Consider the following 14,308-nt stretch of genomic DNA (forward strand, 5'->3'; position numbering starts at 1 on the left):
AATCAATAGTTCAGACAATAATTCTGAATTTTGTTAGGTTGAGCGAAGTCGAAACCCAACCGACACACATCAAAAAATGTAGGGTGGGTTAGGCGGGTTTTAAACCGAAGCGATAACTATTTAATCAACGCTCCGCCGTAACCCACCGATGTTAACTGGGCAAGATATTATTCAATCAATAGTTCAGACAATAATCCTGAATTTTCTTGGGTTGAGCGAAGTCGAAACCCAACCTACAACTCCTAAAATTCAGGAATAGATGGCACGGTTAAATCGGGCGCACGCCATGCGCCCCTACAATTTCTAAACCTTTGATAGAACAGGGTTTGTGCTACTGGCTATCATGTTGCCTACCCCTTCTTACCGGAAGAACTTCAGTGCGTTGCCGAACCTGTGGTTAAATGTTATGGTAGCTCCTTTATTGAGGATTACAAGGGACTCTATTACATTGGCTGGGGACTATCCTCACTTTGAGAACCGTCCACTCCCGGCTAAACATTGACCGAATAAAAGTAGATGGTTCCAAATGATTTATCCTCAATTGTAGGGAAAAATTTAGCCAAATTGTAGGGGCGGGTTTAGGGATTAAATTCAGCTATTCAGAAATAAATGAACAACAAAACCCGCCCTGATTAAGTTATCACTTAACCGGGATTTGGTATAACAAGTTGTCAATATACTCAGAGGTTAACGTATGGTTTATACTTCATCTCAACTTCTAAGTTTTGAGGAATTTATCGCCCACTATAGCAACAACCCTCGCTATGAATTGGCGGATGGAGAATTAATTGACATGGAACCCACTGGACTTCATGAAACAGTCGCGGGAAAGTTAGCCAGTAAACTTAGTGTTGAGTTAGAACGACAAGGACATCCTTGGTTTATTCCGCGCACCTGTATTGTTAGACCTTTTACAGATGCGGCTACGGCGCGTCGTCCTGATGTCGTGGTTTTAGATGAGACAGCATTAGTGAATGAGCCATTATGGGAGCGAGAACCTGTGATTACTTTGGGAACTTCGATTAAGTTGATTGTTGAAGTTGTCAGTACAAATTGGGAGACAGACTATGCTCGTAAAGTGGAAGAGTATGCTTTATTGGGTATTCCAGAGTATGGGATTGTTGATTATCGAGGCTTAGGCGGCGTTGCTTTCATTGGCAGACCCAAGCAACCAACTATTACAGTTTGTCAGTTAGTCGGTGAAGACTATGTTAAACAGCAATATCGACTGGGAGAGTTAATTGTTTCATCGATGTTGCCCAGGTTAGCGTTTAAACTTGATGATGTGCTGCCAAGATGATGCTGTGCGATTAACTTTATGTCCCAATGGTGAGACATGGTGAAACGCAAGTGCAGCATAATTATTTACTACCGCCAACTGAGTGAAAAGTTAGACAATACCTTACAACAACACGAGGAAAACTGGGAGATAATTGCCGCCGAATTCATCCGACTCGCTCAAAACGTCCGCGCCGATGAAACCGAAACCAGCGATAACCAACCCAGTGCCAAAATTCGCCCCTTTTACAACGCCTTAATCGATGCCCTTGACTCCCCCTCAGAGGAGATGATATGATGTCTGGAAAATTACCCTTAATAAAAAAAAGCCCGAAACCCTTGCTGTTACAGCATTGTTATTATGGTTAATTCACCGGACTTGATATGAAAACTCAAATCCCAATCTTAGCCACAGAATTGGTGGAGTTTACAGCGTTTTCTACTCTGGTGAGGTACAGTAACAGCAATGAGTGAACCATCCTTATTCCATTACTCGTACCTCATTAGCCTGAAAAACGCTGTATTAACCAAGAAACCCAAGTCGTCAGCTTCTGGAACAATTTAGCGCTGAGGGAGGAACTGCGTAAGCGAATTTGGCTCAAGTTTGAGTGTACGCTATTGTTTGCTGATGAGGAAGTAGACAGACTTGCTGACGATATCACTCAGTTAGCGGAACGACACGCTTAAGGGAAAGGTTGAGGTAGGTTATGTCTTGATTGAAGGATGCGATCGCGTCATTGAACGGCTTTTGACCACCCCCATAGAGAGTAGTATGTATTAATGAAAGCAAACGCGGGTTATAGTGCAGCTATTGACGCTATAGAACGCGACCTCTACCCTAGAGGTAACGTTCCGCAAACAATTATCGAGAAATTGGATTAGTTGAACAAATTAGGAGTTAAAAAAATGAATGATATTACAGTTATTATTAAAGGTTTATTACAGCAAAAAACAGCACCATCTTTACATCAGTATATAATTAATAACCCTGAATTATTGAGCAACCAAGTTGATGCATACTTAGTTAGCATACTTGATAATCTTCAAGAGAAAGATAGGGGCTTAGTGTCTTTTTTCGCTAATCATATTAGGACGCTTCGATTATGCAGATTAATAGGAGTTGATCAGGCTTTAAAGCAAGAAATAATTGAAAAGTTTATTTTGATTGGTTATTTCCTTGATAAAAAAACTTGGGAAGAATCACAAGAGTTTTTGGAAAGCCATCCGGAGTTAATCCAAGAACAAGTTGAGATGTTACTTGGTTATCTAGCTCAAGTTCAACTAGATCAAAAAAGTCGCGAACTTGTCCAAGAACATCGTGAATTACTTAAACGTTGTCGAGAAGTAGGGATTGATGAAGCCTTTCAGGAAAAAATTAAAATTTTAGACCAGGAATATAATAGATCACTTCATCCGATCGAGGTTACTCTATCAGAAGTTAAAGTAGATGTTGAAACGGCAATTACAAGAGACAATAATGTATCATGGCTAGATAAAATTAGTGCCAATGTGACTAATAATAACAAAAACTTATTATCTTCAGAAGAGTATTTTTTTATAAAAGGTTTACAAATTAGTTGGAATTATTATAATGAACATCCGCAAGTTGTAATTAAGTTTTTAGAAAAAAATATAGGTAGCTTAAATAATAATTTAATTCAGTTTTTACGTAATTTTAACGAAAATATTTTATCTAGTCTAAAAATAGAAGAACTAGCAAATTTTGCCAAAACAGCCCTAGATTTTTTTGGACTAATTGAACACTACTTTTATAACAAGAAGCAAATTGATAAATATAATAACAAGGAAGAGGATAATAATAAAAAAGAGGAAGAAATTAATAAAGAAATTGCTATTGCAGGCTATGAAATAGTAACAAGTTTAATTATTCGTGAAGCAGCTCTAGAGGAATGGGTCAGATCACAAGTTTATCTGGCAACTGCTTACAGGGATAGAATTAGAGGTGATAAATTTGAGAATCTAGAAAAGACAATTTTAGCCTGTCAAAATGGTTTACAAGTCTGTAATAACGGAGCTTTCCCAAAACGAAGAAATAAGCTTCAATATGAATTAAAAAAGGCACTTAGTAAAAAGAATTATGGCAAAGAAAAAAGCCCTGAGCAAATAATCTCTGCTTATTCAGGTATTTGGTTTGCATATTCTCATCGAGAAAAATATCCTAACCTTTTAGAAGAAACAATAGAATTCCACTTTCAAGAAACACCTTATTTGTCTGTTAAAAATATATCAAAATTTGATTTCTTTGTAGGGGCGCTACTTGAACTAAGTTCTGCTTATTCTACTAGTGTTATAGGTAATCATTCAGAAAATCTGGAAAGGTCAATTTCTTGTTCTAAAGATATTTTAAACATCGTTAACTGTAAAACTAATCCCATAGACTGGGCAAAAGCTCAAAATACCTTGGGATTTGCATATACTGAGCGTATACAAGGAGAACATGCAGAAAACGTAGAAAAAGCAATCAGGTATCATTTTGCTGCTTTGGATAAGTGTACCCGTGAAGTTTGCCCTGAAGAGTGGGCAAGAGGTCAATCCGATCTAGGAGTAGCTTACAGAGAAAGGATTTTAGGAGAGAGAGCAGAAAATTTAGAAGCTGCAATCCAATGCTACTCTTCAGCATTAGAAGTATATAGTCGTGAAGTTTATCCTTTTGAATGGGCAAAAACCCAGTACAATTTGGGGGTTGCTTATAATTTTCGTATCCGTGGAAACAAGGCAGAAAATTTACGATCTGCTATTCAATGCTTTTCCTCAGCAACAGAAGTGTATAACCTTGAAAATTATCCCCAGAAGTGGGCGACTACAATGCAAGCTTTAGGAGGCTCTTATATTAGTCTTTCCTCCGTATCAGAAAGTGCAGAAATGATAGAAGCTGCTATCCAGTGCTTTTCTTCAGCATTAGAAGTATACAATCGCGAATTTTCTCCTTTTGAATGGGCAAGAATCCAGTTTAACTTGGGTAATGCTTATACGGTATTAAGTGTGCAAAAAGATAAAGCAGAAAATTTAGAAACTGCTATAGAATTCTTTTTACGATCATTAGAAGTACGCCTTCGCAAAACTGACCCGAATCGATGGGCAATGACTCAATCACAGTTAGGTCAGCTTTATAGTATACGAGTTAATGGAGAAAGAACTAGAAATCTCCAAGTCGCAATTCAATATTTTTCAAATGCATTAAAAGTACATACTTATGAAGCTTATCCTTTGAACTATGCAAAAAATCAATATCTTATTGGAACCACTTATCAGAAAGCCGATCAGGTTGAAAAAGCTTATACGGCTTTTAAAAATGCGATCAACAGCATAGAATCTATACGTGAAGAAATAGTTACGGGAACTGGAATGGAGGTAGACAAACAGAAGCTAGCTGAAGAGTGGAATGACCTTTATCAAAGTATGATAAAAGTCTGTCTAGAATTAGAGAAACCTGTAGAAGCCATAGAATACGTTGAGCGCAGCAAAACCCGCAACTTAGTTGAACTTATTCTCAGCAACGAGTTCGATGTCATCTTTTTTCCAGATGTGGTGAGTAAACTAAAAGAACTCCGAGACAAAATCGCCAGTGGTCAGTACGAACTTCAAAATGCCAGAGCAGAAGATCCAACTACATTAGCCCAACATCTGCAACAGCTTCGACAGCAGCGCAACGAATTACAAGATCGATACCTGCCTATCGGTTCTGGCTTTCAGTTTGAGCCATTCCGATCAACTCTCTCGCATCGCACCGCAATTGTTGAGTTTTACATGGCAAGCGATAAACTGCTTGTTTTCATTGTTACCAAACAAACCAAACAACCTATCGTTTTATCACCCAATTTAATAAACCTAAAGAAAATAGAAAATTTAGTAAACAGCTATCTGAAAGCCTATCGTAAAAACCACTCTCACTGGCAGCGCCGCTTAACTACCCGTCTGCATGTGCTGGCAAAAATTCTGCACATTGATGAAATTATTCAACAAATTCCAAAAGAGTGCAACCAGTTAATTCTAGTTCCCCATCGCTCTTTGCATTTGTTACCACTACAAGCTTTGTCACTTGCGGGAGAATCCCACCTTTTTGATAGATTTCCTGGAGGAGTCAGCTATGCGCCAAGCTGTCAACTGCTGCAACTCGCTAAAACTCGACAACGCCCCAACTTTACCCACCTGTTTGCCATCCAAAACCCCACAAACGACCTTGCCTATACCGACTTGGAAGTGCAAGCCATCACAGGCTACTTTAACCCCGTTAATATCTTCAAACACAAAACCGCTACATTAACAGCCATCAATCAGGCTAACCTAAACGCAATCCACTGTGCCCACTTTAGCTGTCACGGCTACTTTAACTTAGAAAATGCCCGCAAATCTGCCCTCATACTAGCCGATGCCCCCCTCACTACCGTACCCACCAATGCAGACACAAAACGATATCTCAACGTGCGCGAGGGTGAAACCCATGACTTGGATAAGTGCCTTACCCTCGATGCTATCCTCAGCCTCAACTTAGAACAATGTCGCCTCGTCACCCTTTCCGCTTGCGAAACCGGATTAATTGATTTCAAAAACACCAGCGACGAATACATAGGCTTACCCAGTGGCTTCCTCATCGCAGGTTCTGCCTGCGTCGTTAGTTCCCTCTGGAGAGTAGATGATATCGCATCAGCATTTTTGATGATTAAGTTCTATCAAAATCTCAAATCCGGCTCAACCGTCGCCCTTGCCCTCAACCAAGCCCAAACCTGGCTCAGAGATGCTACAAAAGAACAATTGGAGCAGTGGGCAAGCCAACTCCCCTTGGATGATGAACAGGAACTGCAATTGGATACTTTATTCTATAATTTACAACCAAGTAGCAAACCCTTTGAATCCCCCTACCACTGGGCAGCATTTTGTGCCATCGGTCAATAACCCGTGAAAACTGATAGCATCTTCTACAACCTGTTCCAAGCCTTTCCCAGCATCTTCTTTGAACTCATCAACTTTTCCCCTGAAGAAGCCGCTAGCTACGAATTCACTTCCCGCGAAGTTAAACAATTAGCCTTTCGCCTAGATGGTTTATTCCTACCCAAAACCAACGCACCTGACAAACCGTTCTACCTCGTGGAAGTTCAGTTTCAGCCCGACGCCTCCTTATACTACCGCGTATTTGCTGAACTCTTCCTCTTCTTAAAACAATACCAACCCCCTCACCCGTGGCAAATTGTTATCATTTATCCCAACCGCTCTACTGAACGAGAGCAACCCTTACATTTTGGCAACCTCTTAGCCCTAAACCAGGTGAGACGAATTTACCTGGATGAATTAGGAGAAGCCGCCGAACGCTCATTAGGGGTAGGAGTTGTTAAGCTTGTAATCGAGCCGGAAGAAACAGCCGGACAACTAGCTCGACACTTAATTGAACAAGCGCAGCAACAGCTAAGGGATGAACTTGTTCAGCGTGACCTGATTAATCTCATTGAAACGATTATTGTCTACAAATTACCACAAAAAAGCCGCGAGGAGATTGCCGCCATGTTGGGATTAAGCGAACTAAAAAATACCAGATTTTACCAAGAAGTCTTTGAAGAAGGGAAACAGGAGGCAAAATTAGAGACAGTGCCAGCATTGCTCCAGTTAGGATTAACTTCAGAACAGATTGCTGAAGCGCTCAAATTACCGTTGGAATTAGTCCAGCAAACTGCACAACAAATAACCAGTCAAGCCATGTCATTCTCTGAACAAAATGTTGCTACTTTAATTGAACTACTAAACCATCAACGTTCCCTATTTACCCCAGAAGACTTAGCGGAATTGGAGCAGGTAGTCGAGCCGTTACCAGATGATATTACAGAAATATCGAAGGCATTGTCATCATGGTTAAAAAAACACCCAATAATTCGCGAGGCGCAATTAAAACTTCTCCCCGACAAGTCAGGACAGAGAACACAAGGTAGCAAAGAAGACGTGGTTAAAACTCCCAACTACGAACTCAATAAACAAACCCTAAAAAATGCCATTCAGCAAAGCTCTTCTTCCCAGGATTCCCAGTCGTCAAACTCTAGCTCATGAAGGCTGCTAACCCCAGACTGACACTCTATGCCTTTCATCTACGTAACAATTTAGCTCAAGGTGAAGAACAACCCGTTGATGATGCGAATCACCTGTGGGAGCAATGTCAACAATTGGGTAAAAAGCTTAATGTTCCTAGACTTGAATCTTTGCTTGAGCGTCTCCAAGATAACCAGGGCAAAATTGCGATAAGTCCAAGTTGGGATAACCGAAAAAACGACTATATAGAATTACTCCAATCAGAACGTTGGTTAAGTTTTTCCGCGATTCCTAACGGGAGTGTACTACAACTCAGAGGCGCAGTTTATCCCCTCCAAATCCACGATACCTATGCCGTTGACATTACCTTGCGCTATCCTTATCCTCATGTTGAAATTGACCAATTGGCAGGATTAAATCCTCAAGGTTGTCTAAAAATCGCTCAAAGCAACTCTTTACTGGGGCAAACTCTAGTCCTTTTTGCCCAGCCAGAGGGGAAACTCAACGACATTCAAGCCTTTACGGATAACTGTCTGAATGCAATTGTGCCAGAATTAGACAGACAAAATTACAGGCTTTCTGCTCAAGGTAAATTTTTAGGTAGTCCAATTTTTGAATATAACAATATTCAAGAAAATCTGGCTCAACTCAGCCATATTCTCATCTGGCTCAATTACCACCCTCAAACGGAAACCTTAGAAACAGCCGTAGATTACGGTCAACCTCTGATTAATCTACTGTGCTGTCGCCATAAAATAATTTATGCCTACTCTCAATCTCGATGGTGCAATCAGCAGGAACGAAAGCTCTACAGACAATTAGATGGTAAAGCCAAAGGATTGCAGCACTTGCCCTCGGAGCCTACTCAAAGGCTAAAAAAACTCAAAGAATGGCTCACCGAACTTTCTCAAACTGCCTTTGACTACGCTAACCACCTGCGAGATTTAGAACTTCATCGTACCACCATTGAAACGAATAACAAAAACTATCAATTTTGGCTGAATCAGCTTAAGGTTATTAGCCTTTATAAAGAGGATAATCTGGAATTATGGCAACAATTTATTAGCCAAAAATCGGAAAAATTTATTGAACAAATCAACACGGATTTATCTTATCTTCTCCCCAGTCAGCAACTATTCCAGCAGATGATAGAGACAATCCGGGGAATTGTTGAAACAGAACAGGCTGAGAGCGATCGCGCTACAGAATCAGCGGCTCAAAAACGACAACAACGCTTAGAACTGATCATTACCGTTGTCAGTACAGGTTTAGCCGTTAGTGGAATCTCGTCTCAAGTCACTTCTGAACCTGTAAAAACGCTCATCACTAAAAATCAACCCTCGGATAGCCCTGAAGCTGCCATTCCCCTTTATCTTTCCTACTACAATTTCCTTGACGTGCTGTTTCACATAATCGTGGGAGTTCTCATAGCGCTTCCTGTAGGTCTAATAGTTTGGTGGATGCAAAAACGCTCAAATCGCATTCGTTAACTTCGTCCGCTGACCCTAAATAGGATTGCTATAGACAGCTTGCGGAATAATGATGGTTTTATAGAGTTACCGCAATAAATCGAGCACTATCCATTCTATGCACCATCCCTTCCTCATCCTCTCCTTGTCAAGGGGAGAGAACTCGAATGGCTTTATCCCCATCTCCCCCACACCATAAGCCAGATGCCCGGAATTATGAAGTAATATTAAGAAGAGATGTTAATCCTATCAATATTGTGAAGTCTAATCTCGCATTCCCCTTCAGCAAAACTCTCAAAGGCAGTCAATGGCAAACCATCCTAGCCGATAGCCTCACCGTATTCTGGGGCGAGTGGTTAAAGCTGCGGGTGAGAATCCTGCAAGTCGCGGCGGCTGGACTCATCTCCCCAGTGATTTACATTATCGCATTTGGGTTGGGATTAGGTAGCGCCCTCGATTCAGCAATGGAACCTGCGGCGGGTGACAACTATTTAGAGTTTATCCTACCGGGAATGATTGCTCTATCGTCAATGACGATTAGCTTCAGTGGAACCACCTTTTCGATATGCGGTGAACGGCTTTACACCAAGACATTTGCTGAAACACTACTGATGCCTGTACACCCGTTAGCACTGTATTTGGGTAAAATTCTAGCTGGAATCGTGCGTGGGTTGATGACATCCGGTTCGGTGATTATTGTAGCGGTTCTGTTTACAGGTAAAGTTTTCAGCTTTATCAATCCCTTATTTTTGCTAGTGTTACTGCTGAATTGCGCCGTATTTTCTGGTTTAGGGGTAATTGTGGGATTGAATGTCAAGTCTTTAGAATCCGTGGGACTGTACAACAATTTTTTGATTGTACCGATGTCATTTTTGGGCGCAACGTTCTTTGATCCGAGAACGTTACCCTTGGCATTAAAAGTTATCGTTTACTTGTTACCCCTCAGCTATGCCAGTACCGGATTACGGGCGGCTGCTTATTTACCTCTATCCCAGTTTCCCTGGTATTCTATCCCAGTGTTATTAGCCTTCGCGATCGCACTATCGTTTATCGGGGCTTACAAATTCGCCCACCAGCAGGATTAGATCTAAATTTTAATTCCCTGTTCTGTGTTCCCTAAGTAGTCGGACAAAAGAAAACGGCACGCTCATTAATTTATGTAAACAGCCCTCAAACTCTTACTGTTGCCTGTTCCCTAATCTCAACCGTTAACTTTAATTGTGTCTTGTGTTCTAACGTGTCATTCTGAGCCAAGTTAGCTACTCACCAGCCGCTTGGGCTCTCCCGTACTTGTGGTGGAAAAGCCTATATTAGTGATAGCTTCCCTAAAAACATTGTTTTGAAAGTCTTGCCCCACAAAGTTTCCAAGAATAATCAGGTTTGCTTATCACCCTAGGTACGGGAGAGCCAATCGAGCCGACCAATTGCTGCCAGATTGGTGATGGGTGAGGTATCACTGACAACAATCATAGTAAGCCCATTGACTGCAAGGTTTGAATATCTGACTGAAAATCTTCTACATCATAGTTGATACAAAGTCCTCGTTTCCCTAATTCGTGTTGGAACTCAATTACGCTCAGTCCAGTCCAGGCGCGGACTTTGCCACTGCTGATTTTTTCTTGTTTGTACAGCATGATGGCAATCTCTAGCTTCAGTTCATCCTCAGTCATCTTGGTGGCTTGGAGGATGTCATTCGGTATGACTAGACTCATCGGTTTCGGTTGGAGGACATTGAATTATTCTGATTCTAAGGATAAGCGATTCTGCATCACAAAGGTTCTGGGGTTTGGCTCAGTGTCCACCCACTTATCCCAATCTCCCCCACACCATAAGCCAGATTCCCGGAATCATGAAGTAATATTAAGAAGAGTTTCCCTGGTATTCTATCCCAGTGTTATTAGCCTTCGCGATCGCACTATCCTTTATCGGGGCTTACAAATTCGCCCACCAGCAGGATTAGATCTGAATTTTAATTCCCTGTTCTGTGTTTCCTAAAAAATGACAAATGACTTCATTACGTTAGAACTGCGATGGTTCAATCGGGGTATTTTACCAACACAGGTAAACGATTGGTTTGCCACAGATTGTCCAGGCGAGACATTAGGATTGCCCGAAACAAGGGAGGATATCTATCTTTATATCCCCGATTGTCCTTATCTGAATATTAAATTTCGGCAAGGCAGTTTAGAGGTTAAGTGGCGTAAGGCGGAATTGGGTATGCGGCAATTTGGTGGCTTCGGGGAAGGCAGTATTGAACAATGGATTAAGTGGAGTTGTCAAGACTCAACGTCTGAGAGTCTAATGCCCAAAGGCGGCTTGATGCAAGGATCATGGGTGCAGGTGAAGAAAGCGCGATCGCAACGTTTTTACCAAGAGATTACCTATGAATTAACCCAGCTTACAGTTAACAATGAGAATTGGTGGACAATTGCGTTTGAGGCACTTGTTGAAGTTGACACTATGAATTTGGAGGAATTTGATCAGGGTATTAGCGAAATAGGTCAGACTTATCAGGGATTATCCTTACAAAATCACCAGTCTTGTGCCTATCCTACTTGGCTGAATCAGGTTGTTTAGAGGTTTAGTATAAACATTCATTTGTAGGGTAGTAGGGGTTTGGTAACCAAACCCCTACTGATTTACATCATTGATCCGCGATGTGACAAATCGATCCATCCAATTTTCCAAATATGCCCGATTTTCTGCCTGTTGTTCCGGTTGCGTCGTATCCAAGGGATGAGGCGCTAAACCTAAAATTGCCGCCGTTGTGACACAAAACATTGACTTCTGAAACGTTTGGCAAATCTGCACCCGCAAGTCATCCTCTCCCCGACGCGATCGCTGATACACTTGATGCAGATAGTCGGGTAAGTAATGACGCATATCCTGCATCAATAATGTCGGTGGAATCCCCGCCCCCCCAATCGGTAACGGATCAGCATATAATGCTCCATAAGTAAACTTACCTTGTTCTGGCGGAATCTGATTAGCTTGGGCGTTATAGGAAACTGTCCCCAAAAACGGCGTTCCCCGAAAGAAAATCGCCTCCACATAGGGTACCGCTGTATCCATCAGAAACGTTAACCCAGCGGATTTAGGAATTATCTCATACTCGCGATCGCGAATTTTCACGCTGTATGTAATCGGTTTATTCGCCGCCGCTACTAACCCATTTAAAATATGTTCGACAACTTGCGGAATTGTCTTAATTTCCCCATTGTCATAGCGATTAGATAACTCCATAAACATATCACTCATCACCCGCCAGAATTGCCCCAAGCCACTGTAATATGCCATCTGACGCACTTGTTCGGTGAGAAAATCGGGAAATAATTCATTTATCCCTTGAACAAAAGGATTCCGCTGAAACTTTGCCTGAATCGCAGCGGCACAGTGTTGCTCAAATTCTGGCGTATCTAGATAAGCATCTAATTTTCCACCCCCATGCCAAAACATGGCTTTCATACAGTATTCCGCATATTCAAAATTAATCCGATCATGCCACCAGTGCTGCAATAGCTTCTGGACAGAAACCTCCCCGTTGAAGTATTTAAAAAAGGGAAAAAAGACTAAAAACTGATTCTCAGAAATATAAATTAGATTGCGGGAATAGGCATCTAGGACAATACCATAACTATGTAAAATACCCACAACCTCTAGCACATTCTCCGGTGAATCTACTAGCAGGGCTTGACCTGAATTCAGGCGTTTAATGTAAGGTTCTAGGGGATGATTTTTAAGTTTATTTTGACTAATAACCATAGCAATTACTTTTGAGTGTGTAGGGGCGGGTTTTACTCTTATCATTTCTGACTTAACCCAGATGTAACTAAACCCGCCCCGACTGATCCGTTAGAATGACGAATGACATAATACAACTGACCCAATTATTATCGACTCACCTCGACGCCTAAAGCCATTGTTGGTGAATTCGTCACCATCGTCGCTGTGGTTGTTTCACTCAACCGCACTAACCATCCCGGTTGAATGCCAAAAATTACAATCAACACCGCTAAGACAATCGCCGGTATCCGTTCACTCCAATAAACACGGGGTAAATCAATCACCTGCGCCGAGAGACGACCAAAAAAGGTGCGATCCAGCAAAATTAAGAAATACACTGCCGTTAAAACTGTCCCAATCATACACAGAAGGGTTTGCACCGGAAACGCTGGAAAACTACCCCGAAATACCAGAAATTCTGAAATAAATCCTACCATTCCCGGAATTCCCGCACTCGCCATCACCGCTAATACCATGAAGCTACCAATCAAGGGTAATCCCCGTTCCCGATTCAATAGTCCATTGAGAACATCTAAATCCCGCGAACCCGTCTTCTTATAAACCACCCCCACCAGGAAAAACAATAACGCCGAGATTAACCCATGACTCACCATTTGCATCACCGCCGCCACCAGCGAAATTGATGTCCCTGCGGCGGCTGCCAGTAGAATATAACCCATGTGCGCCACTGAACTAAACGCCACCATCTTCTTCATATCCCGTTGCGCGATCGCATTAAACGCCCCATAAAGCACACTGACAACCGCCCACGTTGCTAACCAGGGGGCGACGACTGTCCAAGCTTCTGGAAATAATCCTAAACCAAAGCGCAATAATCCATAAGTGCCTAACTTCAGCAACACCCCCGCCAACAGCATGGAAATCGGCGTAGATGCTTCAACGTGGGCATCGGGTAACCAAGTATGAAAGGGTACTAAAGGAATTTTAATCCCAAAGGCGATCAGAATTCCGCCTAATAACAGCAATTGACGACCTACAGGCAATAATGAAGCTAAGTTTTGCACATTACTGTAGGCAAAGGTATTTGCCCCACTCAAAAAGACCAAGCCTAAAAAGACAGCCAAAACCAGCGCCCCAGACGCTGCTGTATATAAGAGAAACTTGGTTGCTGCATAGCCGCGCCGTTTTCCGCCCCAGATGGCAATTAACAAATATAAGGGAATTAATTCCAATTCATAAAACAGGAAAAACAGCAATAAATCTTGTGCCAAAAACGCCCCAGCCACCCCAGCATTTAATAACAGAATTAGCGTGTAATAAAATCGAGGGCGTTCTAAATCCTCATCGGTACAGTAAACCGCCATCGCGGTAAGTAAACCATTCAACACCAGCAAGGGCATTGACAACCCATCGATGCCTAAACTGTAGGTTAACCCAATCGACTCAATCCAAGACCAATTCTCTTGAAACTGAAGACTCATCTCACCCGGATTAAACTGCGCGAGTAGCACCAGTGACCAAATAAATAGACCACTGGCAACGATGAGTGTAACTTGACGCGCCCCTTTTGCCATCAGTCTAGCGGGCAAAAATCCTACGACTAGGGCTGTTAATAGCGGGACTAAAATTAAAGCACTTAGCATAATTTGGTCAGTTGTCTTATGTCATTCGTCATACTCGCTTCCCTTGAGAAGCAAACCAAATCATTTTCATTGGTCATGATCCTCTGCGTACCTCTGCGTTAACCTCTGCGTACCTCTGCGTTAAAAAAATATAACTTTTGA

Annotated in this window: 10 protein-coding genes and 2 pseudogenes; 9 read left to right on the plus strand and 3 right to left on the minus strand. The window is 41.9% G+C overall.

Annotation, left to right across the window (positions count from 1 at the left end; genetic code table 11):
* Positions 1-324: 324 nt before the first annotated feature.
* The 7 genes and pseudogenes from ACLGGO_RS04645 to ACLGGO_RS04675 form a co-directional block, all read left to right on the plus strand.
* Positions 325-459 (plus strand): annotated as a pseudogene (locus ACLGGO_RS04645) (flavin-containing monooxygenase); the annotation flags it as partial.
* A 235-nt stretch (positions 460-694) separates the two neighbouring features.
* Entirely contained in the window at positions 695-1,300 is a 606-nt protein-coding gene (locus ACLGGO_RS04650; RefSeq protein ID WP_446418439.1) for a Uma2 family endonuclease, read from the plus strand.
* A 36-nt stretch (positions 1,301-1,336) separates the two neighbouring features.
* Entirely contained in the window at positions 1,337-1,576 is a 240-nt protein-coding gene (locus ACLGGO_RS04655; RefSeq protein ID WP_446418440.1) for a hypothetical protein, read from the plus strand.
* A gap of 608 nt (positions 1,577-2,184) precedes the next feature.
* Complete coding sequence (locus tag ACLGGO_RS04660) at positions 2,185-6,192, plus strand: CHAT domain-containing protein (RefSeq protein ID WP_446418441.1); 4,008 nt, start codon at positions 2,185-2,187, stop codon at positions 6,190-6,192.
* Positions 6,193-6,195: 3 nt separating this feature from the next.
* Positions 6,196-7,332 carry an Rpn family recombination-promoting nuclease/putative transposase gene (locus ACLGGO_RS04665; protein ID WP_446418442.1) on the plus strand — a complete coding sequence of 379 codons (1,137 nt, stop codon included), beginning with the start codon at positions 6,196-6,198 and terminating at the stop codon, positions 7,330-7,332.
* Positions 7,329-8,801, plus strand: a complete 1,473-nt coding sequence (locus tag ACLGGO_RS04670) for a hypothetical protein (RefSeq protein ID WP_446418443.1) — start codon at positions 7,329-7,331, stop codon at positions 8,799-8,801. The genes ACLGGO_RS04665 and ACLGGO_RS04670 overlap by 4 nt, the downstream gene beginning before the upstream one ends.
* A 146-nt stretch (positions 8,802-8,947) precedes the next feature.
* On the plus strand, positions 8,948-9,865 hold the full coding sequence (locus ACLGGO_RS04675; RefSeq protein ID WP_446418444.1) for an ABC transporter permease: 918 nt from the start codon (positions 8,948-8,950) through the stop codon (positions 9,863-9,865).
* A gap of 381 nt (positions 9,866-10,246) precedes the next feature.
* Here the strand turns inward: ACLGGO_RS04675 and ACLGGO_RS04680 are convergent, their stop codons facing one another.
* Positions 10,247-10,492, minus strand: coding sequence for a UPF0175 family protein (locus ACLGGO_RS04680; RefSeq protein WP_446358094.1), 246 nt, complete (start codon positions 10,490-10,492; stop codon positions 10,247-10,249).
* 155 nt (positions 10,493-10,647) lie between these two features.
* On the opposite strand from ACLGGO_RS04680, the pseudogene ACLGGO_RS04685 reads away from it, so the two are divergent.
* Both ACLGGO_RS04685 and ACLGGO_RS04690 read left to right on the plus strand, forming a co-directional pair.
* Positions 10,648-10,740: pseudogene (locus ACLGGO_RS04685) on the plus strand (ABC transporter permease); the annotation flags it as partial.
* A gap of 38 nt (positions 10,741-10,778) precedes the next feature.
* On the plus strand, positions 10,779-11,357 hold the full coding sequence (locus tag ACLGGO_RS04690; protein ID WP_446418445.1) for a hypothetical protein: 579 nt from the start codon (positions 10,779-10,781) through the stop codon (positions 11,355-11,357).
* 54 nt (positions 11,358-11,411) lie between these two features.
* Here ACLGGO_RS04690 and ACLGGO_RS04695 read toward each other — a convergent pair whose 3' ends face one another.
* Positions 11,412-12,542 carry a CO2 hydration protein gene (locus ACLGGO_RS04695; RefSeq protein ID WP_446418446.1) on the minus strand — a complete coding sequence of 377 codons (1,131 nt, stop codon included), beginning with the start codon at positions 12,540-12,542 and terminating at the stop codon, positions 11,412-11,414.
* 128 nt (positions 12,543-12,670) lie between these two features.
* Positions 12,671-14,167: an NADH-quinone oxidoreductase subunit M gene (locus ACLGGO_RS04700; RefSeq protein WP_446418447.1), complete on the minus strand. Its 1,497-nt coding sequence runs from the start codon at positions 14,165-14,167 to the stop codon at positions 12,671-12,673.
* Positions 14,168-14,308: the final 141 nt, after the last annotated feature.

It is taken from the genome of Coleofasciculus sp. (assembly GCF_046565525.1).
In the GTDB taxonomy this organism is placed as follows: domain Bacteria; phylum Cyanobacteriota; class Cyanobacteriia; order Cyanobacteriales; family Coleofasciculaceae; genus Coleofasciculus.